Genomic DNA, 25,446 nt, shown 5'->3' on the forward strand with positions numbered 1-25,446 from the left:
AACGCCTCCCCTCCCAGCTTACTTCTTCTGCATGCCCGACATGTCGTGACCGGCGTGCTCGCCGTGCTTCATGTCCTTCATGTCGGCGCAGCAATCCTTCTTCGCGCCGTCCTTGTCCTTGCAGCAGTCGGCGCCATCCTTGCAGCACTCCTTCCCCGCGCAGCAGTCAGCGGCGGCAAAGGCCGTGGCGGGAACGAGCGCGAGCGCGATAGCCGCGCCGATGAACTTGATGGTCTTCATGTGTAATTTTCCTCAAACGCACTGATTGATCGGAATCCACGTCGATCAGGCGGTTCGAGGAGGTGGCGGTGCAGGACCGCCCGAGCGACCAACAAGGGCATGAGGCTCGGGTGCGGGCGGATCCGTCCGCACGGCGAGCTGCGGCGCGGGAGACGTGTGAACGTCGAGGGCCGTTGCGATGCAGGCTCCTACGCAGTCCACCGAAGGGGCCTTTTTCACGGGCGTGGGCGGCGCTCGATCGCAATCGGCCATTCCGGCATGCGCCTCCGCAGGCGGAGCAGCCTGCGCGATGGCCTCGCACATTGGGCCCATCCGCACGAACAGCATCGCGCCCAGCAGGAGCAGAGCGAGTGTGCGGGCGAGGCGGCCGAAGCTCATGCGGCCCTTCTAGGCTGCGCCGGGACGCTGCACCAGATCAGTGCGCGACGCCCAGCACCATCCAGATAGCCATGGCGACCATCATCACGTTCTCGGTGAGCGACAGGAAGCCCAGCGGCACATTGCTGTCACCGCCCACGCACGCGCATTTCAGCTCGCGCTTGTCGACATACACGGCCTTGATGACCGAGACCGCCCCGATCGTCCCGATCACCAGCGCGATCGGCACCGACAACCAGGTCAACACGCCGGCCGCCATCAGCACGCCCGCCGCGCCTTCCGCGTAGGGGTAGATATAGGAGTATGGCACCCAGCGCTTCGCGAGCAAGTCGTAGTTGAGGAACATGGTCGCGAACTTCTCGACGTTCTGGAGCTTCAACAGCGCCAGCACACACATGGAGAAGGCGATGAACCACTCACCGGCGCGTACCGTGAAGGGTGTGCCGAGCACGGCATAGCTGGCCGCCAGCGCCATTAATGCCGTCATCGCAAACACAACCGCGACCGGCCGGTAGGTCACCGCCTTGGGGTCGGCCACGGTCTTGCCGAAAAACCGGCGCAGATCGTCGTAGCCGCCTACCCGCTCGCCACCGATGAAGGTCTGGGGTGTCGTTTTGACCCCGTGCTCGGCTTTGAATGCGTCGGTTTCCTCGCGCGTCGTCAGCCAATGGTCCTCGACCTCGTAGCCGCGTCGGTGCAGCAGGTCCTTTGCCTTCAAGCCGTAGGGGCAGGTGTGCGTCGGCATCACCATGCGGTAGATCGTTGCCTTCTTGGGCGCCGCGGTCGCCATGTTCTTCTCCACCATGTTCGCGACACCTATATAGGGGCCGTACCATGGTACGGAGTCAAGGCATGGCCGACGTGACAATTGCGGGGCTCGCGCGCGAGGGCGGCGTCGGTGTAGAAACGGTCCGCTATTATCAGCGCAGAGGGTTGCTCGAGACGCCGGAGAGGCCTGAAGGATCGGGCTCGAATGGCGGTATTCGCCGCTACACAGCAGACGATGTTCGCCGGCTCCGGTTCATCCGATCGGCGCAGGCCGCTGGCTTCACGTTGGAGCAGATCGGAGAACTGGTGGCGCTGGACGCGACCGACGATCGCGCTCGGGCACGCCAGCTTGCCAACGAGCGGATCGCGGCGCTGGATGCAAAGATCCAGGAGCTGAAGCGCGTCCGCGCATCACTCCAGCGGCTTGCTCATGAATGTGGGTCGGGCTCGGAAGGCCCCTGCCCCATTCTAACCGCGTTCGACGCCGACTGATCCGGTCGGTGCTATACCCCTTCCGCGCTGATCGCCTCTTGTTCCGGCGCGGGAAGGTGGCGGTAGAGCGTCGGGACCGAGACGCCGATCGCCGGCGCGATCTCGCGCATCGGCATTCCGGAGGCCAGGAGCTTACGGGCCGCCTCGAGCCGCTTGGGCGTCATCACTGTCTTGCGGCCGCCTACCCTGCCCTCGCGCTTCGCCACCATCAGTGCGGCCGTCGTGCGCTCGCGGTTCAGGTCCCGCTCCATCTCCGCCATCGCCGCCATGATGTGGAAGACGAGCTTGCCGGCGGTGCCGGCGGTATCGATGCCATCCGTCAGCGACCGGAAACCGATGCCCCGGTCCGCCAACTCCGCCGCAAGGTCGACCAGGCCTTTCATCGTTCGGCCGAGCCGGTCGAGCTTCCAGACCACCAGCACGTCGCCGGCGCGAGCGTGTGACAGGGCTTCGGCCAAGCCGATCCGGTTCGCCTTCGCACCGCTCGCCTTGTCGCTGAAGGTCCGCTCACACCCCGCTTCACGCAGGGCGTCGAGCTGCGGCGTCAGATCCTGTTCGGGGGTCGACACCCGCGCGTAGCCGATCAGCATGGCACCTTCTCAAAACTCATCTCACGTGCCTAACACGACCGATCGCAATCGAGAATGTGTTTTGATACACGCGCCACGCCTGCTAGACGTTCTCACATGGCTGCGGATCAAAATCGATCGTTTGAGAGACACGCGGCCGGGCTGGCAGTGAACGGTCGCCGAAAGCACGAACGCTTCCCGGCTTCGAGGCAAATGGTCGCCAAAAGCACGAACTTTCACGGTCTATCGATGCTCCACAGGAGGACGCTAGCGACAATCCGCCCCATCTTCGTGCTTTCGGCGACCGAGCGTCACGGTCGGCGATCGGGCGTCGCATGACCGATCTGGCCTCCAACCAAGGCGACCTGTTCGCCCTCGACAGCCCATTGCTGACCGGGGTTCGTGGCGAACGGTCGCTGATGGCCTTTCCGTTCTTCGCACTGAGCAAGGGCAAGTGGACCAAGCCACTCGCCTACAAGACCGAAACGGTTTCGATCGAGATCGTCGCCACCGCTAAGGGTGTCGCGACAATCTACGACAAGGAGATCCTGCTATACATCGCGAGCCTGATGGTAGCGAAGCTGGACGCCGGTATGGAGGTTTCCCAAGACTTCTATTTCACAGCCCATGATCTTTTCCGCGTTACCGGCGTCAACGGTTCGGCCCGCTCCTACACTCGCCTATCAGATGCGCTTGAGCGGCTACAGGGCACGCAGATCAAGACGAACATCGAGGCCGGAGGTGAGGGCCAGGCCGGGTTCTTCTCGTGGCTGTCAGAAGCCCAGCTCACCTACACCAAGACGAGGACCGGCGATAAGCGGCTGAAAGCTGTGAAGGTCCGGCTTTGTGACTGGCTTTACCGGGCGATCCAGCGCGACCGGAGGGTGCTGGATTATGCCCCGAGCTATTTCCAGCTCGGCCCGATCGAACGCCGGCTTTACGAGGTCGCACGATCGGCCTGCACGGATGGGCCGATCGACGTCGACCTTGAAGAGCTGCGATTGCAGCTCGGTTATCAAAGCTCGCTCAAGCATTTCCGGTATGAGTTGAAGCGCATTGCCGACGACAGCACCATCCCCGGCTTCACATTCGACTTGGTCGAGACACCAACTTCAACCGTGAAAGGCCGTTCTCGGCGAAATGCCGGCGCAGGGCGCGTCAAGATTACTCCCCGACCACTTCTGCCGAGCGCCTGATGCGGCTTTTTTTCTGACCGCGAATCAAGCGGTCAGTCCCTTTCCAGATCGGTCGCCGAAAGCACGAACTCTGGTCGCCAAAAGCACGAATCCCGGTCGCCAAAAGCACGAACGACCGTGATGACGGTCGTCGAAAGCACGAACTTTTCCGGGCTGTGGTCGCCGAAAGCACGAATAGTAGCGGTTTCCCGGCTCCGCTGATTTCGCCACAAATACTGTTGAGCTGATCGCATCGCGTGATTGGCCAGTCAGGGAGCGGCCGTGACCACATAAACGAATGCCCGGCACGAAGGCCGGGCACCCTGGAACGTGATGAGCGATGCTTGGCGGCATCGATCGGGACGTAAGACACCCCTCTCATACCTGTTCCCGAACCTTGGTTCAAGGGAGCGCGCTTCGCGCCACGCTCTAGTTTTGCCTGGTCCCGGCCCCACAAAGGGGACGGAAGATGGGAGCTGTTACCCTCGCGAAAGCGAGCTTCATGGCGCTCGACCGCATCGAGCGGACGCGGCCGAGATCGCGATCGGGGGCGGCAAACCCGACCCGCGCGCATGTTCACCCGAACAGCCGAAAGGCCGGCACGTTCGAGGATGATTTCTTCTACAGCTACGCCAAGGGCGAGACCGATCGGCTCTACAAGAAGGCGGTGGAGCTGCTGAAGCGCAAGAACGCGATCCGTCGCCTTGCACGCGCCGAAGGGCGGCAGCTCACCGAGGACGAACGGCTTGTCACGCTGATAACGCCCGCAGCGGTCCGCGTGTTCGAACAGCTTACCAATCTTGCCCGCAACTGCGCCGGCAAGGTGTTCCCGACATGGGAATGGATCGAGACGCACACCGGCCTCTCCCGCGCGAGCGTCGGACGCGGCCTGTCGATCCTTGCCAAGATGGGCTTGCTCGACAAGCAGCGCCGGTGCGTGCCGATCGATCCTCCCGCCGATCGACCGAAGGCTCGAAACGCACAGACGTCCAACGTCTATCGGATGAGCTTTCCCAACCGGCTGGCGCGCTTCCTTCCGCGCTTTCTCCGGCCCGTCCCTCTCCCGGATGATGTGGTGCAGCGCGAGGCCGATCGGATCGAGCAGATCGAGACCATGCGGCTATGGCGCTCGCCCCGGCAGGTTGTTGCCGAAGAGATTGAGGACGAGGGCCTGCGTCGCGTGCTGGACAGCCTCGCCCTCGCGATCGAGATCCAAGAGTCTCAAAAAAATGGTCAACCGCTCCTAGATTCGTATATTCTAGAGGCAGATGGAGTTGGCCTAGTCGGCCAACACCCTAACGCCTGACGGCGGACACAGCCCTAGCCCAACCGGAACAAGACAACGACAACCGACATAGCCTAACCAAAAAGTCGGACGCGCCGCTTCGCGTCGCGATGCTCCCGAGAGGAGCAAGCGTTTACCGTCGCGCTCAAATGGCCGCCGCCATGCCTGGTGCAGCCGTTTTTCGTCGACGAACGAGACCGTGGCGCCAGTCCCCGGCGCTTGGGGGGTGCGCGATCGGCACGGGCACCCTTTCCTTCCAGCGTTGACCAATCCCAATTCCCTGCGGCCGTGGCGAGCTGGTCGACCATCATCATGCGGCGCCGCGATCACGTTCAGCCCGGCGAGATCCCCGCGCGAGTTTCAGGGCCGAGCCCTTCCGACCGGCTATCCCTGTATTGATGGAAAAGTGGGCGCTGGCCGCCTTCTACGATCAAGCAAATAACCGGCTGCGCCTACGGTTTCCGCTACGCGGACCCTCCGTTTTTTTGCTTGATCGCGGCGTCTGCACTCCCCTTCAATTCCCATCAGGAAAGAGCCTGATCGCTGGAAAAGGGCAGGACCATGCAGAACATCGCGGAGTTTCGGATCATCGGCCGGGTCGGGAAGATCACGGAGCATGACAAGGTGACGAAGGTCAACGTCGCCGCCAACTACAACCGCCAGGAGAATGGCGAGTGGGTGACGGACACGCACTGGAACGAGATCACGCTGTTCGGCAAGCTGATCGAACGCGCCGCCAAGGCGCAGAAGGGCGACCTGGTCCACATCACCGGCCGCGTCCGCCAGAACTCCTACGACACTGCTGAAGGCCGGCGCTACACCGTGGAGCTGATCGCCGACGGCTTCGCGGTTCTCGCCAAGGGATCGGAGGACCGAGACTAGGCGCTGCCGGGGCCGCCTAACGACGGCCCCTCTCGCCGGCGCAACTCCAGCTCCACCGCCTCGCGCACGAAATCAGCCTGACTCTCGCCGTCGCGGAGGACGGTCTTGATGCGATCGAGCGTGCCCTTGGGAAAGCGCCCCATCGTCTTATCCTCCATCGGAGGGCGACCGACTGACCGGATATTGCTAGACGTCATGCAATGCCCTAATTACCGATACCGCATATTGACGAGATTAGCGGTATCGTATATTATAGGTTGGGCCTTTCATCAAGGCAGTGTCGGAGGCGAAGGCCATGTGGGATAATCTGCTGACGATCGGACTGTTCGTTCTGATCGCTTGGGCCGTCCTCCGCAGTGATGGTGGATCGAAGCCGCGCATCTGGAGCGGAGACACCCCCGATGAAGAGGCTCGCCGCAATACCCGGACGGACTCCAATTATCGCGGATACGACCACTGGACCAACAACTCCGACCGGGGCTGGTAGCGCGTGAAAACCATTGCCATCAACGTCGAGAAGGGCGGCGCCGGCAAGACGATGATCGCCTGCCATCTGGCATGGGTTCTCGCCGACGCCGGTCATCGTGTGCTGTTTCTCGATCTCGACCGACAGTGCAACGCAACCGATGCGCTCGCTGATTTCGAGAGCCTAGGGACGTGCAAGCCGCTGTTCGAGCCGAACTATGTGCCGCCAGCCACCTTTCCGCGCCTTGCGATCTACTCCAATCGAATGGGAGGAGAGTACGACGCCGATTACCCCCGCGCTCTCTCTGCCTTGAACGCCAACTTCCCGACACTCGACTCTTTCTTCGACTTTTGCGTCATCGACACGCCGCCCTCATGGTCCTGGATCAACTTCGCTGCGCTCTTGGTCTGCAACCACCTGATCGTCCCGGTTGAGCTTGGACCGTTCGGGCCGGCAGCCACCAAGCAGGTTTCGGATTCGATCCAGACGGTCAACCAACGCCGGAAAACGCCGATCCATGTCGTCGGGCTCGTGCCGAACCGGGTTCGGGCGAACGATACTCACCAGATGAAGATGCTCGCTGCGATCAAGGAAAAGATCGGGCGGAACCTGTTCACCAACTACCTTCCCGAGCGGGCTCACTACAGCCAAGCCATCCAGGAGCATGTACCGGTGTGGCGGTTCGACAAGGACGTGCGGACATCGCTTCCGCCAATGCGTGCGTTTCTCGAGGAAGCCATGACCCGGATCGGGAGCCATAAATGACCGACTTCTCCGGTTTCGACGTATTCAGCGAGAAGGCAGCGGTGGCGGACGCCGATCGCGTTCAGCTTCTCGACCCTGAGCTGGTCTATCCCGATCCCGAGAACGTCAGGAGCGAGATCGATCCTGCCAAGATCGACGAGATGGCCGAGACAATCAAAGAGCGCGGTCAGCTACAGCCGATCACCGTGGCGCCCAAGGATGCCGATGGGCGCTATCGCATCATGTTCGGCGAGCGGCGCTGGCGGGCGTGCCAGAAACTCGGCGTGCAGGTCCGCGCGATCGTCAGCAAGACGGATGACGTTGAGCAGGTCCGGATCGACCAATTCATCGAAAACGATCAGCGCGAGGATCTATCGACCGCTGACATGATCCGGTTCGTCACCGGGCAGGTTGCGAACGGGCGCTCGCTCGCCGAGCTGGCGCGCGCTACGGGCCGTAACCGGACGTTGCTGACCCGCTATCAGGGGCTCGCCAAGGCACCCGACTATATTGCCGCGCTGTTCGCCGACATTTCGATGCGGAGCGCGGTCGCACTTGTTCAGGCTGCGAAGGCCGACGACGCGGCAACCCGGGCCTTTGTCGCCGATACCGCGGCGGAGGATATGACGGTGCTGGCGTGCGAGCGGTTCGCGCGCGAGGTCGGCGCGAAAAAATCGGCACCCAAGCCCACCCCATCGAGCCAAGCGGAGGCATCTCTACCCCCCGCCGGGGATGATCCGGCGACGGCCGAGCCGAACGGGACCACGCAGACGACAGACGCAATCCGGGACGAGGAAGCCGATCGAGCGATGGACGAGACCCCCGTGCCAGAAGGCACGGCGCCGGCAGACAGTGCCCCGTCTGGAGCCCCCGCCCCAGCGCCCCGCTCGCCGGCCAAGCCGAGGACGGGAAAGCAGAAGGTCGAGCGGCCGACTATCGAGATCGAGGGCAAGCGCGCGATGATCGTGGAAGCGTGGTTGCACTTCGAGGATGAGGCAGAACCGCGCATGGTGAGCTGGCGCTGATCGCGCCAGGTCTGAACGGGGAGCGCCGGCAGCGACCGTCGCTCGCGCAGGGCCAATCCTTCCTTCCGCGACCTCTTCTCCTGCAGGTGGATTGGGTGTGCCATGTGGCACACTTGAAGGCTGATTTTGGTGGGGGATGTTTTATGGCAGGATAGGTGTTGCTGCGTTTTCTGTATTACATTACCCTTCCACGGCCATGTCGTTAGCGTCGCAGCCTACATCCCCCACCAAAGATTCAGCGATGTTGACGGCGCGCGTCGATCGCGAGCTGCTTGCCGCTTTCGACGCCGTGGCCGAGGGCAGGGGAGGGCGCAGCGCGCTCCTCCGCACCGTGCTCCAGCAATCGTTGAAGCACGTGGCCGACGCTCCCCGGATTGCACCCCGTGCCGACAGCGCGGGCAATCGCGTGTCACTGACCTTCACGGACGTCGAAACAGCCGTCCTCGATCATCGCGCGGCCGAGCGGGGTATTGATCGAGCCGGATGGATCAAGGCGCTGGTGCGCCGGCACATCGCCTTGAAGGCCGGCGTCGACGATGGGCTTCGCGACGCCGTTGCGCCGATCCGGATGCAGCTCCAGCGCATCGGCCGGAACCTCAATCAGGCGATGAAGGCCGGCAACGCCGCAATGATGGCGGACAGCGGCTTGCAGATCGATCGCGAGCTGCGTCGCATCGCGGACATGCGCGATGAGATCAACGAGCAGATCGAGGCGCTGGCGACCGTGCTGCGCGGGGAAACCGCCTTTTGGGAGGTCGCCGACTGATGCCGTTCGGGGACCGCGAGGACGAGCTTTGGGAGGCGATGAAGCCCAGCTTCAAGCCACGCCTCGTCAGCGATCCCAATTTGAAATACGCGCGGCACCTCGTCAGCGGCACCGGACCGTTCGCTGCGCGGACGCCGGCGACGTCGCATGGGGAAGGGGGTGCCCGAGCTACGCTCGCGCGTGTCGTGCGGCGCACACCCGAGGTGCTGGTCAAGGTGACGGGTCGAAAGAAGGGTGCCAAGCATCTTGCCGCCCATCTCGATTACATCGGCCGCCACGGTAACATTCCTCTCAAGACGCGTGACGGGGAGCAGGTCGCGACGAAGGAAGACGCGCAGCGGATCGCCGACGAATGGTCGGACCCGCTCTATTGGCGGCAGGGCACGACCGTCTCGGCCGTGGCAATGGTATTCTCGATGCCGGCGGGAACCGATCCCGAGACGGTGAAACAAGCCGTCCGCGAGGCGGCCGAACGCATGATCGGCGACAATCACGATTACCTGATGGCGCTCCACACCGACACGCCCCGACCCCATGTTCACCTCACGGTCCAAGCCGAAGGAGTCGACCGCAAGCGGTTCGATCCAAGGCGCGAGGATCTGTTTCGCTTCCGCGAGGCGTTCGCCGAGGCGTTGCGCAGCCGCGGCGTCGAGGCCGAGGCGACGCCGCGTTACACGCGGGGTCAGGGGAGGGCTGGCACCAGCATGGCACTGACGCAGTTGCGCGCGCGGATACGCAGCGGCGCTTCTCGTCAGCCGACCGAGGCCGATCTACGGCAGGCGCGCGAGGCCATGCAGGTGGCGCTTGGCAAGGCACAGCAGCCCGCTTTCGTGTCAAAGACGCGCCAGCGGTGGCAGGACACCAAGCAGCGCTATAAGGCCGCGGCCGAACGGCTCGATCGCAGCGCCGATCGCGAGGACCGCAAGCTGGCTCGCGACGTGCGCCAATTCATACAGGAGCGCGGGAGCATCGAGACGGTGCCCGATCGGATGTTGCGCGAGGCGGAAACCCGCGTCCGAGAGGCGCAGGAGCGGAGCCAAACCCGCCCGTCGCCAGATCAGGGTGTGCCACGTGGCACACCCCCGCTGCCAAGCCGCAGGCGGTAGTGACTGGACCCTTTTTCCGATTGTGATTTTTTGGGACGATGTACGGTGATCAGTCTGGGATCAGCGCCCAACCACGTATTTGCAATGTCGCCATCGTAGTTAGAGCCGACACATCAATTTCGACAGTCTTATCGACTGTCGCCGGAGCGATGCCGTTCCCGATCAGAGCCTGGCTGCACACTCGAACGGACACGCCTGCGCGCTTCAGCGCCGCTACCAGGGCAAGATTGGGGTTCGCGGCAGCGCCGGTCTTCGTCGCATATGCCGCATCGTCGGCGACAATCAGCGTTGCCGGACCGTGGACGATCACGACCACATCTCCCCGTGCCGGCCGCACGCCATCCGCGCCAAGCAAGTTCAGGAAGCGTGCGACCTTCTCGAGCGAAGGATTGACCTTGTCAGGGGATGCCGCCGCCTTCGTCACGTTGAACAGCACGCGATATCGCAGGGATCGGTCCGGCCGCTCCGCCGCGCCTTCTACCGGCGTGACCTTGCCATATCCGGCGATCACCGGTTGTTGAGTCGTGACGTCCGCTGACACGGCGCTACTCATGACGGCCAAGCATCCTGCGATCGCGAAAGTGGGAAGCCGCATCCAATTTTTCCTTCCACAACCGGAATGATTACCCGATCCTCGCAAACACGGCCGCGCCAATGTTTTGCGGCCGCGCAACAGCCATCCCCCCACGCGGTCGCGCCGGACGGGGAGCGGGCGCTGCTTGCTCCCCGGCTATATCGTCGGCACCGAACATTGCTTCGAGCGTGCGCACGCAAAGCGCAGCCGCGTCATCGGCAAGCCGGTAATGGACCTGCTTGGCCTCGCGTCTTGTCTTCACCAGCTCGGCGCGACGCAGCTCGGCAAGCTGCTGGCTGAGCGCCGGTTGGGTCACGCCGGTAGCAGCCTCGATATCTGCGACCTGACGCTCGCCGCCGAGCAGGTAGGACAGGATCATGAGGCGCTGGGGTTGAGCAAACACGCGCAGCTTTTCGACTGCCGCATCAGCGATCGCACGGGATTGATGGATCGCCGTCATCGATCGGCCTTCAGCTGATGAAACCAGTCGGCACCAGCGCTGCCCGGCAAGGCAGGCGGTAGCAGGACATCGTCACCCGGCTGCCAGTCGGCCGGCGTATAGACATCACCATTGGCTGACCGCTGCAATGCCCTCACCGTGCGGAGCATCTCGTCGACCGATCGCCCGACGTTCATGGGATACCAGCTGAGCGCACGAATGATGCCCTCGGGATTAATGAAGTAGGTTGCGCGGACGGCTGAGGCATCGCCAGCCTGCTCGTCGAGCATGCCATAGGCGTATCCCACAGCCATCGATGGGTCTTCTACGACCGGGAAGGGCACCTCTGCGCCGAAGACGTCCTTGATCGCGCGCAACCAGGCGACATGCGAATACAGGCTGTCGACCGACAACCCGAGCAAGACGCAATCCAGCTCTTCGAACTGCGGTGCAGCCTTTGCCAACGCCACGAATTCGCTGGTGCAGACCGGCGTGAAATCGGCCGGATGCGAGAAGAACACGACCCAGCGACCACGATATTGATCGAGCGACATTTCGCCCTGCGTCGTGCGGGCAGTGAAATTCGGGGCCGCGTCCCCGATGCGCAACGAGCGCGGCGCGTCTGCATCCATCGTTTCCATGTCTTCCAGATGGCACGGGCAGCCCGTTGACGCAAGTGAATTACACTACTACATAAAGTGTGAAATCAATAAACGGAGGCGGTCATGGAATCGGCTTTGAACGACGCAATTGCGCAAATCGAACGAGCGAAGGCGGCAGGGTCGCCGATCGTTCATTCCTTCTTTGATGAGCCGACCAACACCGCGACCTACGTCGTCTGGGATGCAGCCACTCGGAAAGCGGCGATCGTCGACAGCGTCCTGGATTTCGACGCTGCGGCAGGCCGCACCAGGACGGCATCGGCGGACGCGGTCATCGCTTATGTAAGAGGCAACGGCCTCACGGTTGACTGGCTGCTCGAAACCCACGCCCATGCCGATCATCTGTCTGCGGCACCCTACCTGCAAAAGGAGCTGGGCGGTCAGCTCGCGATCGGTCGCGAGATCATCCGTGTGCAGAACGTCTTCGGCAAGATTTTCAACGCCGGCACCGACTTCGAACGCGACGGCTCCGAATTCGACCGGCTGTTCGACGACGGCGACCGCTTTGCGATCGGCGATATCGAGGCCATCGCGCTACATGTGCCGGGGCATACCCCGGCCGACTTGGCCTATGTCATCGGCGACGCGGTCTTCACCGGCGATACCCTCTTCATGCCGGATTACGGCACGGCGCGCGCGGACTTCCCCGGCGGTGATGCGCGCCAGCTCTACCGCTCGATCCGCCGACTGATGCAATTGCCAGACGAGACGCGGCTGTTCCTTTGCCACGACTACAAGGCGGCGGGTCGCGACCAGTATGTCTGGGAAACGACTGTCGGCGCGCAGCGCGTCGGCAACGTCCATGTCCATGAGGGCGTGGACGAAGACGACTTCGTCGCGATGCGCACCAGTCGTGACGCCACCCTGTCGATGCCCAAGCTCATCCTGCCATCGGTTCAGGTGAATATGCGCGGCGGCCATCTGCCGGAACCGGAAGCGAACGGCACCCGCTACCTCAAGATCCCACTGGATGCGCTGTGATGCCCGGATTTCCTCATGCCATGCCGCTTGCCGGCTTCATCGGCGGACTGATGATCGGTGTCGCTGCTGCGATCATGTTGCTGGGCAACGGTCGAATTGCCGGAGTTAGCGGCATGTTCGCGCGTGTCCTCGGTCTTTCCGAAGGAGGCGCGCCGTGGATGATTGCACTTCTGTTCACGGCGGGGCTGCCCCTGGGCGCGGCCCTGGCGGCGGCAAATCTGGATGTGGAGGCACGCTTCCCGACGTCGCTTGGGCTGATCGCCGTCGCCGGTCTGATCGTCGGGATCGGCACGCGGCTCGGCGCGGGATGCACCAGCGGCCACGGCGTCTGCGGCCTGTCGCGTCTGTCGCCGCGGTCTATCGTCGCGACAGGCACGTTCATGGCGACCGGTATCTTGACCGTCACACTCATGCGTCTGGCGGGGGTGGCACTATGATGCGCCAAGGTATCCTTTCGCTCGTCAGCGGTACGCTGTTTGGCGCGGGCCTCGCCGTTTCCGGCATGATCGATCCTGCGCGGGTCCGAGCCTTTCTCGACGTCGCCGGTGCTTGGGACCCGACCCTTGCCTTCGTCATGGCCGGGGCGATCCTGCCGATGGCGATAGCCTGGCTCATCGTGCGTCGGCGCTCCACGCCGATCATCGCGGAGCAATTCCATACGCCAGCCACTTCGCCGATCGACGCACGCCTCATCGGCGGTGCCGCCTTGTTCGGCATAGGCTGGGGCCTTGTCGGCCTCTGCCCGGGACCCGCCATCGCCACGCTGGCAATCCAGCCTGCACCCGCGCTGCTCTTCATCGCCGCAATGGCGCTGGGCGCTGCCATCCACCGCTTCGCACTCACCCCACGCCGTTCGGCCTGAACGGGACAGGAGACGTCACATGGCCTTCAAGAAGATCACATCGTCCTTCTCGGCTGCTCCCCAGCTCACCCGGGATGACGTCGCTGCTGCCGCACAGGCGGGATACCGCTCGATCGTTTCGAGCCGACCTGACGGCGAGGAACCGGGGCAGCCAAGCGCGCGGGATATGGCCCGGATGGCAGAGGAACATGGCCTCGCATTCGCGCATGTCCCGATCGAGCCGGGCAAGGCGACCGATGCCGATGCGGACCGGATGAAGGAAGCGCTGTCTGCGCTGCCAGGTCCGACGCTCGGCTTCTGTCGAAGCGGTACGCGGGCGGCTACCCTATGGGCGCTGGCGGAAGCAGATCAGGCTAATCCCGCAACGATCATCGGTCAGGCGAAGGCAGCCGGATACGACCTCGCCGATCTGAAGCCAGCGATTACCCGCCGGTCCGAAAGGACCGGCAAATGACCTACGACATCGTCATCATCGGAGGCGGAGCCGCTGGCATCGCTACGGCTGCAAGCATCCTGAAGCGCAACGCCAAGGTGACGATTGCTGTCGTCGATGCGGCCCGGGACCATTATTACCAGCCCGGTTGGACATTGGTCGGGGCTGGCGTTTTCACCCCCGAACAGACCCGCAAGGCCGAAGCCGATGTGATGCCGAAGGGCGTCGAATGGATACGGCTGCCTGCGATCAACATCGATCCCGTTCGACAAGCTGTTACCTTGGGCGACGGGGATACGATCGCCTACCGGGTCCTGATCGTCGCTCCCGGCCTGCGCCTAGCGTGGGAGAAAATCGCCGGGCTTCCTGAGGCGTTGGGCCGCAATGGTGTCACGTCCAATTATCGCTACGATTTGGCGCCCTACACCTACCGACTTGTCCAAGAATTGCAGCAGGGGCGTGCGCTGTTCTCGCAGCCGCCGATGCCGATCAAATGCGCCGGCGCGCCGCAAAAGGCGATGTATCTCTCCTGCGATATCTGGCGCGAGCGCGGTGTCCTCCCCGCAATCAATGTCGAGTTTCACAACGCCGGCGCGGCGCTGTTCGGCGTCGCGACCTACGTCCCGGCGCTGATGGAATATGTCGAGAAGTACGGGATCGACCTCAAACTCGAGTCCAACCTTGTCGCGGTCGACGCCGATCGGGGTGTCGCCACGTTCGAGCGCAAGCAGGACGGCATCAGCGAGCGGATCGAGCGCGAGTTCGACATGCTCCACGTCGTGCCGCCTCAGGTTTCCCACGACGTCATCGCCAAAAGTCCGCTCGCGGCGACAAACGGCTTTGTTGAGGTCGATGAGGCGACGTTGCGGCACAAGCGGTACGACAATGTCTTCGGCCTGGGCGATGCCGCTGGCACCAGTAATGCGAAGACGGCTGCGGCAGCCCGCAAGCAGGCACCCGTGGTAGCGGTCAACGCGCTCGCCGCGCTCGAAGGTAAGCCCCCTGTTGCCGACTATGACGGCTACGGGTCGTGCCCGCTCACCGTGGAGCGCGGCAAGATCGTCCTCGCCGAGTTCGGCTATGGCGGGAAACTGCTCCCCAGCTTTCCGTCGTGGCTGCTGGACGGAACACGCCCGACGCGGGCTGCCTGGTTCCTGAAGGAGCGCATGCTGCCTCCGATCTATTGGCAGGGCATGCTGAAAGGCCACGAGTGGATGGCGGCCCCGCATGAGATCGGCAAGGCGGCATGACCCTCGAACCGATCCAGTATCTGTTGGGTGCGCTGTCCGGTAGCTTGGTGGGCTTCACCCTCGGCCTTGTCGGCGGGGGCGGCTCGATCCTCGCCGTCCCGCTCATGGTCTATCTGGTGCGCGTGCCGGACGCGCACCTTGCCATTGGCACGAGCGCGTTCGCGGTCGCCGCGAACGCCGCGACAGGGCTGATCGGCCATGCGAAGGCGCATACCGTCAAATGGCGCTGCGGCGGCATGTACGCGACCGCTGGCGTCATCGGTGCCCTGTTCGGCTCCACTGCGGGCAAGGCGGTCGATGGCGGCAAGCTCCTCTTCCTGTTCGCGCTGGTCATGGTCGTCGTCGGCGTCCTGATGCTGCGCGGGCGCGGTGACACGGGCAACCCGGGGGCGGAGTGCAACCGCGAGAAGGCACCGAAGGTGCTGGGCTACGGCCTCGGCACCGGCCTGTTCTCGGGCTTCTTCGGCATAGGCGGGGGCTTTCTGATCGTCCCCGGCCTGATCGGGTCGACAGGCATGCCAATTTTGAACGCTGTCGGCACCTCATTGATCTCCGTCACTGCGTTCGGGCTGACGACGGCCGCCAACTATGCATTTTCCGGTCTGGTGGACTGGCCGCTCGCGTTCGCATTCATCGGCGGTGGGGTTGTCGGTGGCCTGGTCGGCACGCGCATCGCGAAGCGCCTCGGCACGGGCGGTACGCTCACCACGGTCTTTGCCGTCCTCATCTTCGTGGTAGCGGCCTATATGCTCTGGAAGAGCGCAAGCGCTTTTCTCTGATGGATAGTGCAATCGCAATCGGGCCGCTGATGCTGGCCGTCGATCGCGGGCTTGCCGTGCTGTGCATCGTCGTCTTCCTCGGGCTGACGACACTGGCCGGGCGGTTCCGCTTCCCTCGCGTGTCGGCAGTTGCCACCAGCGCCATTGTCGCTGGGCTGGTCACGGCCCGGATCGGTTACGTTGCAGCGCATTGGTCGAGCTATGCCGACGCTCCGTTGTCCATCTTCGCCGTGTGGCAGGGCGGCTTTTCCTCCGTTGCAGGACTTCTCGGCGCTGCGGCGCTGCTGGCGATCCGGCTTGGCCGCACACGCGCGTTGGCGGCAGGTTGGGGAGCATTGGCTGTAGCGGGCGGCCTCTGGTTTGCGCTTCAGGCGCTGATCCCGCCCGTGACCTACGGCCCGTTTCCCTATCATCTCAATCTGACGACCCCGTCTGGCGCTCGGCTTCCGCTCGATCGTTTCCGCGGCCGTCCTTTCGTGGTCAACCTGTGGGCGACCTGGTGCGGTCCGTGCCGGCGTGAGCTGCCGATGCTCGATGCAGTTGCATCGCGGACCGGCGAGGTCCCGATCCTTCTCGCCGATCAGGGTGAGGCTCCAGCGGTCGTCAGCGGCTTCCTCAACCGTGAAGGTATCGGTGCGGGGCACGTCGCGCTCGACCCCGATCGCGGGCTTTCCCAAGCCCTGAAGGTAGCCGGCTATCCCGCAACTGCCTTCGTCGCGGCGGACGGCACGATCGTGCAGCTCCAGCTCGGCGAGTTGTCACGCGCCGCTCTCGCCGATGGAATCGATCTAGCAAGGAAACACCGATGAACCGCCGCAATCTGATGTCGCGTGGCCTCTTGGCTGCGCTTGCCTTCGCCGCGCCTATCACGCCGGTTTTCGCGCAGCAGCCCGATCTGTCGCGCAAGGCAGTCGTCGATGATCCCGTAGCCCCCAAGCGCGCGGGCAAGACCTACGATGTCACGGTGGTCGAGTTCTTCGACTATAACTGCCCCTATTGCCGTCGCATGGAGCCGGTGCTGAACTACCTGCTTCGCTCCGACCCGAAGGTGCGGATCGTATATCGGGATTGGCCGATTTTCGGACCTGCCTCGCGTGAGGCGTCGCGCGCGGCCGTCGCGAGCCAGTGGCAGGGCAGGCATGCCACCTTTCATGGAGCGCTGCTGGCCTCGTCGGCGCGGCTCGACAGCGCCGGCATCAAGGCAGCCGCTGCCAAGGCCAAGGTCGACTGGCCCCGTCTGCAACGGGATTTGAAAACGCGCGGCGCTGAAATCGACGCGCTGCTCGCGCGCACCGATGGCATCGCCCGCGCAATTGGTTTCAACGGTACGCCAGCGCTGATCGTCGGCTCACAGGTTGTCGCCGGGGCCGTCGATCTGCCGACGTTGCGTCGTCTCGTCGCGGAAGCGCGCAACAAGCCTGCGGTGCGCTGACCATGCCTGGGCCGCTCAATCGGAGACAGCTTGCCGGACTGGGCGCGGTGGTCGTGGGTGGTTGGGCAGTCGGGCAGGTTCTGCGGCGTACTGCCCCGATCGGCCGTGACGTCGGTCCGACCGCTGACCTGATCCTGGCCGGCAATGGCTCGCCGGAGGACGGGCCTGCCGATGCGACGCTCCGGCTCGCCGTGTTCACCGACTATCGTTGTCCGGCCTGCCGTCATGGGTTTCCCGCTCTGGAAGAGGCTGTGCAACGCGACGGCAAGGTGCGCGTCATCTACAAGGACTGGCCGATCTTCGGCCCGCCCTCCGAACGTGCCGCAAGCGTTGCGATCGCGTGCGCCGAGCAAGGGATTTACCCGGCCGTGCACCGCGCATTGATGACGGACAGCCGTACGATCGATGACGACATGCTGCGCGACGTCGTGATGCGCGCCGGCGGCGACTGGCTGCGCGCGACAACCTGGCTTGTCACCAATGCTGACGCTGTCGCGGCACGCCTGAGGGCGAACGGACAGGAAGCTTATTCGATCGGGTTGGCCGGCACCCCAGGTTATCTTGCCGGACGCATGCTGGTGATGGGGGCGATCGACACCGCCGACTTCGAACGATTGTTCGCGCGTGCGCGGACCGAAAGCTGACGATGCGAGAGGATACGAAACATGATCGAGTATAATCACAAGGGCATGACGGTCGCGTCGCTCCACGACGAGCGCACCGGCAGCTTCCAGTATGTCGTGGTCGATGACACCACGAAGGCCGCCGCGATCATCGACCCGGTCCTAGACTTCGATCCGCGCGCCGGTGCGACTGCTACCGACAATGCCGATCTGATCCTCGAATATGTCCGCGCGAAGGGGCTTACGGTGGAATGGGTTCTCGATACCCATCCCCATGCCGATCACTTCTCGGCCGCCCCGTACCTTGCGGAGAAGACGGGTGGCAAAACCGCGATCGGTGCCAAGGTCGTGGAGGTGCAGAAGCTCTGGCAGGACATCTATTGCCTGCCCGATTTGCCCGTCGATGGCAGCCAGTGGGATCACCTGTTCGCCGATGGCGAGCAGTTTAGGATCGGCTCACTCGACGCGCACGTCATGCTGTCGCCTGGCCACACGCTCGCCTCGATCACCTATGTCGTGGGTGACGCGGCGTTCGTTCACGATACGCTGATGGTGCCCGACAGCGGCACGAGCCGGGCGGATTTCCCCGGCGGTGACGCGCACGCACTTTGGCGCTCGATCCGCGCGATCCTCGACCTCTCGCCCGAAACCGCCACCTATGTCGGGCATGACTATGGCAAGGACGACCGCGAGGTGATCGGCCGCTCGACTGTCGCCGAACAGCGGCGTGACAACATTCATGTGCACGATGGGATCGACGAGGCGGAGTTCGTCGCAACCCGCGAGAAGCGCGACGCATCGCTGCCACTACCCGACCTGATGCTCGCTGCGCTTCAGGTGAACATTCGTGGCGGCCGGCTCCCGGATGCGGAGGTGTGCGGAACGGCGTTCCTCAAGGTGCCTCTCAACCGTTTCGGTCCCCTCAAATAGGCTTGTTCACCGCGCAAGCGTGCTGCTCAGCGGGAGCTTATCTGAGCCTCGTTCCCGATTGGGAACCAATCATGGGAATTTGGCTACGCCGATCGCATTGGCAGTCGTCTGACGGTCCGTTTTTCCAAAACTTGTTCCCGATTGCTCATTCTCAAATCGGCCCGGTTGAGCCGCGGAAACGGCAAAGGTGTGCCACGTGGCACACCTTTGCCTCGCCGGCAGGAAGGGGCAAGCGGAGGCGGATTATCGTGAGCGCGACTTCTGCAAGATCTGATCCTGCGCCATCTCGCGCACGCGCTGATCCTGCTTCGCCTTGACCTCAATGCCGGCGACGGCCTCGCCGCGGCCGAGCCGCGCTGCGACGTCTTCCTTGCGTTCCGCCACGAACTCGCGCCGCTTCTCGTGATCGTTGGGGAAGCGTTCGGCCGCGACCGCCATCGCAAGCGCGACGTGGCTTTGCGCCTTGCGCAGCTCGGGGTCTTTGGCGTTCTGGACGTCCGATTGCCGGCGAAACCGCTCGGCTAGATCGGTGCGCGGCTCGGCCTGTTCCCGCGTGTCCCGGGCCTGGTTGGCGGTCCGCGTCGATCGCGCCTGGTTGTCGGGAACGCCTCCCTGACGCGCTTGCTCGCGCTCGGCCGCGGCCTTCGTCTTGTCGTCGGGCTTATAGCCATCGACCTTGATGCCCTGCGCGGAGGCGGCGAGGTAGGCCGCTCGCTGGAACTCGGAATCGCCACTGACCTTGATCGCGGTCCACCCATTTTCCTTCGCAAGCCGGATCAGGTCTGGGAGGGACTCCCGGTCCTTCGCCTTGATGCGATCGGGCGTGATGGTCGCGACGGGCTGCTTGTCGTGGGCGCTGCGATAGAGCTTGTCGCCGACCCGCAGAAACCGGGAGTCCAGCTCGGCGGGAACTTCCATCGGTCGCCGGCGCCGACCCTCACTCTCTTTGCCGGCGCCGGCAGCTTCGGCGTTCTCAGCCATGTCATCGCTCCTGTTCGATTACACCAACGACCTCGTTGCCGCGTTGCTCGGCCGCCACGTCTATGAGCATGTCGGGATGATCCTGGGTGACGACGCAATCCATCGCGAACGCGAACGGGTCAGGGTCCGTGAGCTGGTCGAATGTCGGCATCGCGCAGTCGGGCAGGTCTTCGTCGTCGCGCAACGTGCGCGGGATTGGGGGGACTTCCGGCGCCGGCTCGACGCGGGCACGGAATAGCCCGTCCGCAAAGTAGCGTATCTTCTCGCCGTGGATCGGCGGGATGCCGCCCCGGAGGAGTAGCAATTCGCTGTCGGGAAACTGCATCAGCTCTTGCGGGAGCAGGAGGGCGCGGCGCTGGTCCGACATGGACTTGGAGCGGTTCGCCAGGACGCCGTGTATCGTCAGAGACTTGGTGACGGACTCCTGTCCGATGTAGCCGATCCGCTCGGATAGCTCGTTCGCCACACGCAGCTCCTTGGGCGTGAACGCGACCTCGACGCCGCAGTTGGCAACGATCTCGTTGGCGACGTGCTCGCCATAGACCGCCCGAAGCTGCGATCGGGACTGAATGACGGGCAGGAGGCGGATGCCGTAGCCGGCGACGTAGGAGAAGGCGCTGGCGATCACCTGCGCCCGCCCGATGCGCGCGAACTCGTCAAGGATGACGAGGATCTTCAGCGGCGTCGCCGTGTCGGGCAGATCGCGCACATTCAGGTCGACGAGCTGCTGGAACAGAAGGTTGTAGAGCGGCGCGACCCGATCCAGCTCGTCGGGCGACACACCGAGATAGATCGACATGCGCTTGCTGCGCAGCTCGCGCAGATCGAAGTCGGACTCTTCCGTCGCCGCGTCGACGCGCGGGTTAAGCCACAGGCTCAGCTTCGACGTGACGGTCTGGACGATGCCGGCGAACGTATTATCTGCGCCCGATGTGAAATCCGCGAGCGCGTTCCGGCACCCTTGCGACAGATCGAGCGAGCGATCGTCGAGGACGCGCTTGAAGAACCCGCGTGTGTCGCCCGTCGTCATCAGCCGATAGATCGAGCCGATGGTGAAGGGATGATCGGCGACCGCGAGATATGCGCCGACGCCGACGAACGCGGTCCGCGCTGAGTCCGTCCAGAACGGCTCCCCACGTTCGGGAGGCACGAACAGCATCGTTGCGATCTTTTGCAGCTCGATCACCACCTGATCGGGGTCGGTGCGATCGATATAGCCGAGCGGGTTGTAGCGGGCGGTCCGCCCCTCCGGGTCGGTCGGGTTGAACAGGTAAACCGCCTGCCCGTATTTTTTGCGAAAGCCCGCCGTCGTGTCCCAATTCTCGCGCTTCACATCGAGGACGACGACCGATTCCTGCCATGACAGGAGGTTTGGAATGACGATGCCGACGCCCTTGCCCGAGCGGGTAGGGGCCTCGACAATGCAATGTTCGCTTCCCCCGAAGGTAAGGAACTTGCCGCCCTTCTTCCCGAGAACAATGCCGTCGTCGGCGCGAAAGCCGGCATGGCGGATTTCGCCTTCCTTCGCGAAGCGCGCAGCGCCGTGGAGAGGCGGCTTCTGCTTGGCGACCCACCACAGCATGAGGCTGGCGATGATGATGCCGACCAGGGCACCCCCGGCGAGCGCCTTCAGCACCACCGGATCATGCCGGTAGTACCAGAAGAACGCCGGCATCTTGAAAATGTCGAACTTCGCGCTGGGGAGGCCCAGGTAAATCCACGCGACGACCGAGGCGATGAGGAACGCGACGACGATCCCGACCGGGATGCCGAGCGCAAGGATGGTGCCCCGTTTAGGCGGCATGGCGCCCGGCCGGGTCATAGTAGATCTCGGTCATCCGGAACTTGCCGTCGACCTTCTTCATCTGAACCACGACGTCGACGAGAATTTTGAGCAGCGCGCGTATGTCGTCGCGGGCCAGGTCCGCGCCGCCCTCGCTTTCCTTCACCAGCAGCGTTAGTTGCTCAAACGCCAGCTCGGCCGAGTCCGCGTGTATCGTGGTGATCGATCCGGGATGGCCGCTGTTGACGTTGCGCAGGTAGAAGAACGCCGTGCCGTCGCGCAGCTCCTGGAGCAGGATGCGATCGGGCCTCATGCGCAGCGCGCTTTCCAGCAGCTCCTTCGCCGTCACCTTGGCGGTGCCGGTGCCGTCCTTGCTGTAGATCATATGGACGACGTTCTTGTGAGGCACCACCAGCTCGCGCGTGTCCTCGATCGTCAGCAGCCGCTCATTCTCCGGGATCAGCTTGATAAGCCCCTTCGAGAACGTCGTCTTGCCCGAGCCCGTGGCGCCGGAGATCAGGATGTTGAGCCGGCTGCGCACCGCCAGCTCGAAAAACTCGACGTGCTTCCCGGTATTGAGGAGGCCGAGCAGGCGTTCCTCGACCGGGCTGACCCGCTTCGTGGCGACCTTCGTTTCCGCGAACAGCCCGCTCGCCTCGAAATCCGCCATCGTCATCGTCTTTGTCGACGGCTTGCGAACCGTGATCGACACGGTGCCGTCGGGCACCACGGGCGGAAGCACGAGCTGGACGCGCTCGCCGGTCGGGAAGATCGTCGAGCAGATCGGATTCTCGCGCGTGACGTCCTGCGACGTGAAGGCGGCCGCAGCGCGCGCCAGTTGGTTGAGTGCGTCGAGCGTCAGATCATCCTCGCGCTCCCAGGTCCAACCACCATGCCGCTCGACGCCGACGATCCACGGTTCGTTGATGACGACTTCGGTTACACCGTCGTCATCGAGATACTGGCGCAGCGGCCGAACAGCGTGATCGAGGATCGCGGTGTTGCGAAACGGGGCATTCATTTGAGCCCCAGCCCATAGACTTGCGAGAAATCGAAATCCTTGGCGACGGTGATCGCCAGCTCGGTCCCTTGGTTCACGCGCACGATCGGGCGGATGTTTTGCGTGTCTTGCAGGACTTGCGACGTGGTATCGCCGGGGGTGCGGAACACCGTCGACCCTTGCGGACTCACGGCCTGGCCCGCGATTTGACCGCCTGCGTCAAGGACGCTGAACAGCATCGCAGCGCCGAAACGCTGCCAGAAGAACCGATCGATCTTGCCGGTGACGCCGGCGCGGCCGAGCGGATCCGAGGCCGGCGAACCAATATCGATCGCGACGCCGCGGGGCGTGACGGCCCGCGTCCACATCGCGAACAAGCGATTTTGCCCGCGCTGCAACCCGCCCTGATACTCACCGAAGACGCGGGTGCCTTTCTCGAGCAGCACGACGCGGCCGTTGTCGGAATACACGTCCCGAGGGATGATGCAGGTCGCATAGCCCGGCACGGTGCTGTCCATCGCGGTCTGGAGCGTACAGGGGAGGATCGCGCCGGCGGTGACGAGGTAGTTGCGGTCGCCGATCATGCGCGCCGTGGCGGTGCCGATCGTCGAGGTTTGTTTCAGGTTGTCGAGGTTTGTCCGCGTCGGGGCACTTTGCCCGTCGCCTTGACCATCGCCGGCATCGGCGCCGGCGACGTCGCCGAGGGCGCGCCTGACGCCCTGGTCACCATTATAGGCGATGAGCGTCGATCGCCGCGCATTGTCGCGCAGCTCGCGGGCTTCGTTGGCACGCCGCTCCGCCTCGCTGACGCCGCGGCTTTGCTGCTGCCCTCCTGCTGTCCCGTAGGGCGTAATCGGCTGACCGTCCGGGCCGATCGCCGGCACTTGCTCGCCAGTGAGCTGCACAGGCGCGTTGGGATCGCGAGGTGCGGTAGCGAGCGTGGGCGCGATGACCGAATTAGGATCGTATGGTGCTTCCACAGCCGGAGGCGGCGCCTTCCTCGCTTCGAGGGCTTTGTTGTTGCTCCCCGAGCCCGCGAACAGCGACAGAACACCAAACAGGATCGCGGCGGCCAGGGCCGCGACCACGATCATCTTCTTGTTGTCCCACTGGACGGCATTGAGTGCCGGCATCCTGCTCGGGCGATCGGCCGCCGGGGTGCGGTCGATTTCGTTCACGTCGGGCGTCGCATCGACGTCGAATCTCTTGTCGGACACGTCAGTTCTCCGTCGTGCGCTCGACCGCTTCCGATGCCGTGTCCGTCTTGGGATCGCGGCCGTAGAAGCTCGGGCTCTCGTTATAGATGCACAGCACCACCTTCCCCCGGCGCAGGCGCATTTCCTTGTAGACGCCGTGGACGACCACGAACTCGTCGCGGACGTCGAACGAGGCCGTGGCCTCGCTACCATCGGGATTGACGGTGAAGACCGCAGGTATCTCGCGCTGGTTCGGGAAGCGCATGACGGTGAATTGCCCGTTGTCGCTGACCTCGGACGGTTGCAGGTCGGTCGATCCTTGGACCTTGTAGTTGAGGTTCCGCGTTCCTTCGAGAACGCCAATATCCAGCGCCGCCTTGATCGCGCCGTTCTGCGCGGTCAGCGCCGCAGCGAGCTGCGCGCGTTGCTGCGCCAACCGCGCCTGCGCCGCCTCGTATTCTGGATAGCGGAGCCGCACCTTGAAGAAGGTGCCCGGCGAGCGTGCCGTCGCAACCGTCGACAGCTCGAAGGTATAATTGCGCTTGGTACCTTGGAAATCCGTCACGACGATCAGGTTCGTCGCGCCGGCACGCTCGCGGGGCTTCACGAACAGCGAATTGTCAGCTGGCGCGACCTCCCACGACACCGTGTCGCCCATCGCTACGAACTTGATGACCTCGCCGGGGGCGAACTCGATCTGCGTCGCGGTGCGGAACGCGCTCCGGATCTGGATCACGTTGCCATCGGTATAATTGACCTCCCGGATACGGGCATCGGGACCGCGTGCGGAGGGGGTCTGCGCCAGGGCCGGCGCTGCCGACACGGCGCCGATCGCCGCAGCCAGGAGCAGGATCGTCTTCATCGTGTCGGAACCTCCACGTCGGCCCGGTATGTCTTCACCTGAAACCCGAGCGGATTGGCGTATCGGCCGGATTCCGTCTCCGGCTTCGACAGCACGTCAAAAGTGATGGTGGCGATGGCCGGCGTCTCGATTATCTGCTGATCGCGCTGGAGCCGCTTGATGAAGCGGACTTGCGCCACGTTCGGCGAGATGAAGGCGACGGAGCGGATCGCCACGAACACCGCGTCGTTGGCGGTGAACTGGTTTTGCGGGGAGTCCGGATTGTCCTTCTTGTAGAAGGCCGTCCAACGGTTCTGTTCTTCCCGCGCCGACAGGGCCAGCACCTTGCGGAAGAACTCCTCGCGCGCTTGAGGAATCCACCCCTCGCGGGCGCGCACGTAGTCGGCGAGGAAATACTTACGGATCGCCTCGTCATAGGTGATCGTCTTATCGCCGCGCAGCTCCTGGGTGACTTCCGTGGCGCCCGTCGAGCGGTCGACTGTTACGACGTAGGGAACGACCGTCTTGAGCGGTGAGAGCGCCAGCACCGCGGCTGCGCAGATGGCGGCGAACACAATCGCAACGGCCGCGACGATCCAGGCGATGCGCCGCGACCGGACGGCAGCGACGAAGCGATCGCGATCCCAGCTTTCCGCTTCCGCGAAATATGCCTTCAGATCCTCGTCTTTGTCCTTCACGCCGATAGCCATTTCAGCAGCTCGCATATGTGGTTGGGAGCGCCGCGGTCGGGCCGGCGCTTGGATGGAGCGCGCCGATAGCCGGC

General features: G+C 64.0%; 32 protein-coding genes. 19 read left to right on the top strand and 13 right to left on the bottom strand.

Annotation, left to right across the window (positions count from 1 at the left end; translation table 11 throughout):
* Positions 1–18: 18 nt before the first annotated feature.
* Together KZ820_RS19640 and KZ820_RS19645 are read right to left on the bottom strand one after the other, a co-directional pair.
* On the bottom strand, positions 19–240 hold the full coding sequence (locus KZ820_RS19640) for a hypothetical protein (RefSeq protein ID WP_058733717.1): 222 nt from the start codon (positions 238–240) through the stop codon (positions 19–21).
* 415 nt (positions 241–655) lie between these two features.
* A complete protein-coding gene (locus tag KZ820_RS19645; RefSeq protein WP_236116207.1) occupies positions 656–1,423 on the bottom strand; it encodes a MauE/DoxX family redox-associated membrane protein in 768 nt (255 codons plus the stop codon).
* A gap of 47 nt (positions 1,424–1,470) precedes the next feature.
* Between KZ820_RS19645 and KZ820_RS19650 the strand changes: the two genes are divergently transcribed.
* Entirely contained in the window at positions 1,471–1,878 is a 408-nt protein-coding gene (locus KZ820_RS19650) for a MerR family transcriptional regulator (protein WP_041043303.1), read from the top strand.
* An 11-nt stretch (positions 1,879–1,889) separates the two neighbouring features.
* Here the strand turns inward: KZ820_RS19650 and KZ820_RS19655 are convergent, their stop codons facing one another.
* Positions 1,890–2,468: a recombinase family protein gene (locus tag KZ820_RS19655; protein ID WP_085809863.1), complete on the bottom strand. Its 579-nt coding sequence runs from the start codon at positions 2,466–2,468 to the stop codon at positions 1,890–1,892.
* Between the two features lie 314 nt (positions 2,469–2,782).
* Here KZ820_RS19655 and KZ820_RS19660 point away from each other — a divergent pair, with 314 nt between their 5' ends.
* From KZ820_RS19660 to KZ820_RS19670, 3 genes are all read left to right on the top strand, one after another.
* A complete protein-coding gene (locus KZ820_RS19660) occupies positions 2,783–3,643 on the top strand; it encodes a replication initiator protein A (RefSeq protein ID WP_219750537.1) in 861 nt (286 codons plus the stop codon).
* Between the two features lie 481 nt (positions 3,644–4,124).
* Positions 4,125–4,928 (top strand): helix-turn-helix domain-containing protein, encoded by an 804-nt coding sequence (locus KZ820_RS19665; protein ID WP_258048373.1) that lies wholly within the window; start codon positions 4,125–4,127, stop codon positions 4,926–4,928.
* Positions 4,929–5,468: 540 nt separating this feature from the next.
* Positions 5,469–5,789: a single-stranded DNA-binding protein gene (locus KZ820_RS19670; protein ID WP_219750539.1), complete on the top strand. Its 321-nt coding sequence runs from the start codon at positions 5,469–5,471 to the stop codon at positions 5,787–5,789.
* Here the strand turns inward: KZ820_RS19670 and KZ820_RS19675 are convergent.
* Complete coding sequence (locus tag KZ820_RS19675; protein ID WP_219750540.1) at positions 5,786–5,932, bottom strand: YlcI/YnfO family protein; 147 nt, start codon at positions 5,930–5,932, stop codon at positions 5,786–5,788. The genes KZ820_RS19670 and KZ820_RS19675 overlap by 4 nt on opposite strands.
* Positions 5,933–6,084: 152 nt before the next feature.
* Here KZ820_RS19675 and KZ820_RS19680 point away from each other — a divergent pair, with 152 nt between their 5' ends.
* From KZ820_RS19680 to KZ820_RS19700, 5 genes are all read left to right on the top strand, one after another.
* Positions 6,085–6,276, top strand: a complete 192-nt coding sequence (locus KZ820_RS19680; protein WP_219750541.1) for a hypothetical protein — start codon at positions 6,085–6,087, stop codon at positions 6,274–6,276.
* A 3-nt stretch (positions 6,277–6,279) separates the two neighbouring features.
* Positions 6,280–7,020: a ParA family protein gene (locus KZ820_RS19685; RefSeq protein ID WP_219750542.1), complete on the top strand. Its 741-nt coding sequence runs from the start codon at positions 6,280–6,282 to the stop codon at positions 7,018–7,020.
* Positions 7,017–8,024 carry a ParB/RepB/Spo0J family partition protein gene (locus KZ820_RS19690; RefSeq protein ID WP_219750543.1) on the top strand — a complete coding sequence of 336 codons (1,008 nt, stop codon included), beginning with the start codon at positions 7,017–7,019 and terminating at the stop codon, positions 8,022–8,024. Before KZ820_RS19685 ends, KZ820_RS19690 begins: the two co-directional genes overlap by 4 nt.
* 241 nt (positions 8,025–8,265) lie before the next feature.
* The gene (locus tag KZ820_RS19695; protein WP_219750544.1) at positions 8,266–8,790 is read left to right on the top strand and encodes a hypothetical protein; all 525 of its coding nucleotides are present in this window, start codon (positions 8,266–8,268) and stop codon (positions 8,788–8,790) included.
* Complete coding sequence (locus tag KZ820_RS19700; RefSeq protein ID WP_219750545.1) at positions 8,790–9,896, top strand: relaxase/mobilization nuclease domain-containing protein; 1,107 nt, start codon at positions 8,790–8,792, stop codon at positions 9,894–9,896. Before KZ820_RS19695 ends, KZ820_RS19700 begins: the two co-directional genes overlap by 1 nt.
* A 49-nt stretch (positions 9,897–9,945) precedes the next feature.
* Here the strand turns inward: KZ820_RS19700 and KZ820_RS19705 are convergent, their stop codons facing one another.
* Genes KZ820_RS19705 through KZ820_RS19715 form a run of 3 tightly spaced genes read right to left on the bottom strand, consistent with a single transcriptional unit; the run spans position 9,946 to position 11,550 of the window.
* Positions 9,946–10,491, bottom strand: a complete 546-nt coding sequence (locus KZ820_RS19705; RefSeq protein WP_444547593.1) for a DsrE family protein — start codon at positions 10,489–10,491, stop codon at positions 9,946–9,948.
* 28 nt (positions 10,492–10,519) lie between these two features.
* A complete protein-coding gene (locus tag KZ820_RS19710) occupies positions 10,520–10,930 on the bottom strand; it encodes an ArsR/SmtB family transcription factor (protein ID WP_219750546.1) in 411 nt (136 codons plus the stop codon).
* Entirely contained in the window at positions 10,927–11,550 is a 624-nt protein-coding gene (locus KZ820_RS19715; protein ID WP_219750547.1) for a peroxiredoxin, read from the bottom strand. The genes KZ820_RS19710 and KZ820_RS19715 overlap by 4 nt, the downstream gene beginning before the upstream one ends.
* An 84-nt stretch (positions 11,551–11,634) precedes the next feature.
* On the opposite strand from KZ820_RS19715, the gene KZ820_RS19720 reads away from it, so the two are divergent.
* The 10 genes from KZ820_RS19720 to KZ820_RS19765 are packed head-to-tail and all read left to right on the top strand — an operon-like array spanning position 11,635 to position 18,861.
* Positions 11,635–12,552 (top strand): MBL fold metallo-hydrolase, encoded by a 918-nt coding sequence (locus tag KZ820_RS19720; protein ID WP_219750548.1) that lies wholly within the window; start codon positions 11,635–11,637, stop codon positions 12,550–12,552.
* Positions 12,552–12,989 (top strand): YeeE/YedE family protein, encoded by a 438-nt coding sequence (locus tag KZ820_RS19725; RefSeq protein WP_219750549.1) that lies wholly within the window; start codon positions 12,552–12,554, stop codon positions 12,987–12,989. The genes KZ820_RS19720 and KZ820_RS19725 overlap by 1 nt, the downstream gene beginning before the upstream one ends.
* Positions 12,989–13,414 (top strand): DUF6691 family protein, encoded by a 426-nt coding sequence (locus tag KZ820_RS19730; RefSeq protein WP_219750575.1) that lies wholly within the window; start codon positions 12,989–12,991, stop codon positions 13,412–13,414. The genes KZ820_RS19725 and KZ820_RS19730 overlap by 1 nt, the downstream gene beginning before the upstream one ends.
* A gap of 19 nt (positions 13,415–13,433) precedes the next feature.
* Positions 13,434–13,868 carry a protein tyrosine phosphatase family protein gene (locus KZ820_RS19735; RefSeq protein ID WP_219750550.1) on the top strand — a complete coding sequence of 145 codons (435 nt, stop codon included), beginning with the start codon at positions 13,434–13,436 and terminating at the stop codon, positions 13,866–13,868.
* Positions 13,865–15,097 carry an NAD(P)/FAD-dependent oxidoreductase gene (locus tag KZ820_RS19740; protein WP_219750551.1) on the top strand — a complete coding sequence of 411 codons (1,233 nt, stop codon included), beginning with the start codon at positions 13,865–13,867 and terminating at the stop codon, positions 15,095–15,097. The genes KZ820_RS19735 and KZ820_RS19740 overlap by 4 nt, the downstream gene beginning before the upstream one ends.
* Positions 15,094–15,876 carry a sulfite exporter TauE/SafE family protein gene (locus tag KZ820_RS19745; protein WP_219750552.1) on the top strand — a complete coding sequence of 261 codons (783 nt, stop codon included), beginning with the start codon at positions 15,094–15,096 and terminating at the stop codon, positions 15,874–15,876. Before KZ820_RS19740 ends, KZ820_RS19745 begins: the two co-directional genes overlap by 4 nt.
* A gap of 29 nt (positions 15,877–15,905) precedes the next feature.
* Positions 15,906–16,685, top strand: a complete 780-nt coding sequence (locus KZ820_RS19750) for a TlpA disulfide reductase family protein (protein WP_258048374.1) — start codon at positions 15,906–15,908, stop codon at positions 16,683–16,685.
* Positions 16,682–17,308 (top strand): DsbA family protein, encoded by a 627-nt coding sequence (locus KZ820_RS19755; RefSeq protein WP_219750554.1) that lies wholly within the window; start codon positions 16,682–16,684, stop codon positions 17,306–17,308. Before KZ820_RS19750 ends, KZ820_RS19755 begins: the two co-directional genes overlap by 4 nt.
* A gap of 2 nt (positions 17,309–17,310) precedes the next feature.
* A complete protein-coding gene (locus tag KZ820_RS19760) occupies positions 17,311–17,952 on the top strand; it encodes a DsbA family protein (protein ID WP_219750555.1) in 642 nt (213 codons plus the stop codon).
* A 45-nt stretch (positions 17,953–17,997) separates the two neighbouring features.
* Positions 17,998–18,861, top strand: coding sequence for an MBL fold metallo-hydrolase (locus KZ820_RS19765; protein ID WP_258048375.1), 864 nt, complete (start codon positions 17,998–18,000; stop codon positions 18,859–18,861).
* A 243-nt stretch (positions 18,862–19,104) separates the two neighbouring features.
* Here KZ820_RS19765 and KZ820_RS19770 read toward each other — a convergent pair whose 3' ends face one another.
* From KZ820_RS19770 to KZ820_RS19795, 6 genes are read right to left on the bottom strand one after another with little or no spacing between them, the layout of a single operon-like run.
* Entirely contained in the window at positions 19,105–19,842 is a 738-nt protein-coding gene (locus tag KZ820_RS19770; protein ID WP_219750557.1) for an LPD7 domain-containing protein, read from the bottom strand.
* A gap of 1 nt (position 19,843) precedes the next feature.
* A complete protein-coding gene (locus tag KZ820_RS19775) occupies positions 19,844–21,646 on the bottom strand; it encodes a type IV secretory system conjugative DNA transfer family protein (RefSeq protein WP_258048381.1) in 1,803 nt (600 codons plus the stop codon).
* Positions 21,636–22,646: a P-type DNA transfer ATPase VirB11 gene (gene virB11, locus KZ820_RS19780; protein WP_219750559.1), complete on the bottom strand. Its 1,011-nt coding sequence runs from the start codon at positions 22,644–22,646 to the stop codon at positions 21,636–21,638. Before virB11 ends, KZ820_RS19775 begins: the two co-directional genes overlap by 11 nt.
* Entirely contained in the window at positions 22,643–23,842 is a 1,200-nt protein-coding gene (gene virB10 / locus KZ820_RS19785; protein WP_308462291.1) for a type IV secretion system protein VirB10, read from the bottom strand. Before virB10 ends, virB11 begins: the two co-directional genes overlap by 4 nt.
* Position 23,843: 1 nt before the next feature.
* Positions 23,844–24,683 (bottom strand): TrbG/VirB9 family P-type conjugative transfer protein, encoded by an 840-nt coding sequence (locus tag KZ820_RS19790; RefSeq protein ID WP_219750560.1) that lies wholly within the window; start codon positions 24,681–24,683, stop codon positions 23,844–23,846.
* Positions 24,680–25,372, bottom strand: coding sequence for a VirB8 family type IV secretion system protein (locus tag KZ820_RS19795; RefSeq protein WP_133496555.1), 693 nt, complete (start codon positions 25,370–25,372; stop codon positions 24,680–24,682). Before KZ820_RS19795 ends, KZ820_RS19790 begins: the two co-directional genes overlap by 4 nt.
* Positions 25,373–25,446: the final 74 nt, after the last annotated feature.

It is taken from the genome of Sphingomonas citri, assembly GCF_019429485.1.
Lineage (GTDB): Bacteria > Pseudomonadota > Alphaproteobacteria > Sphingomonadales > Sphingomonadaceae > Sphingomonas > Sphingomonas citri.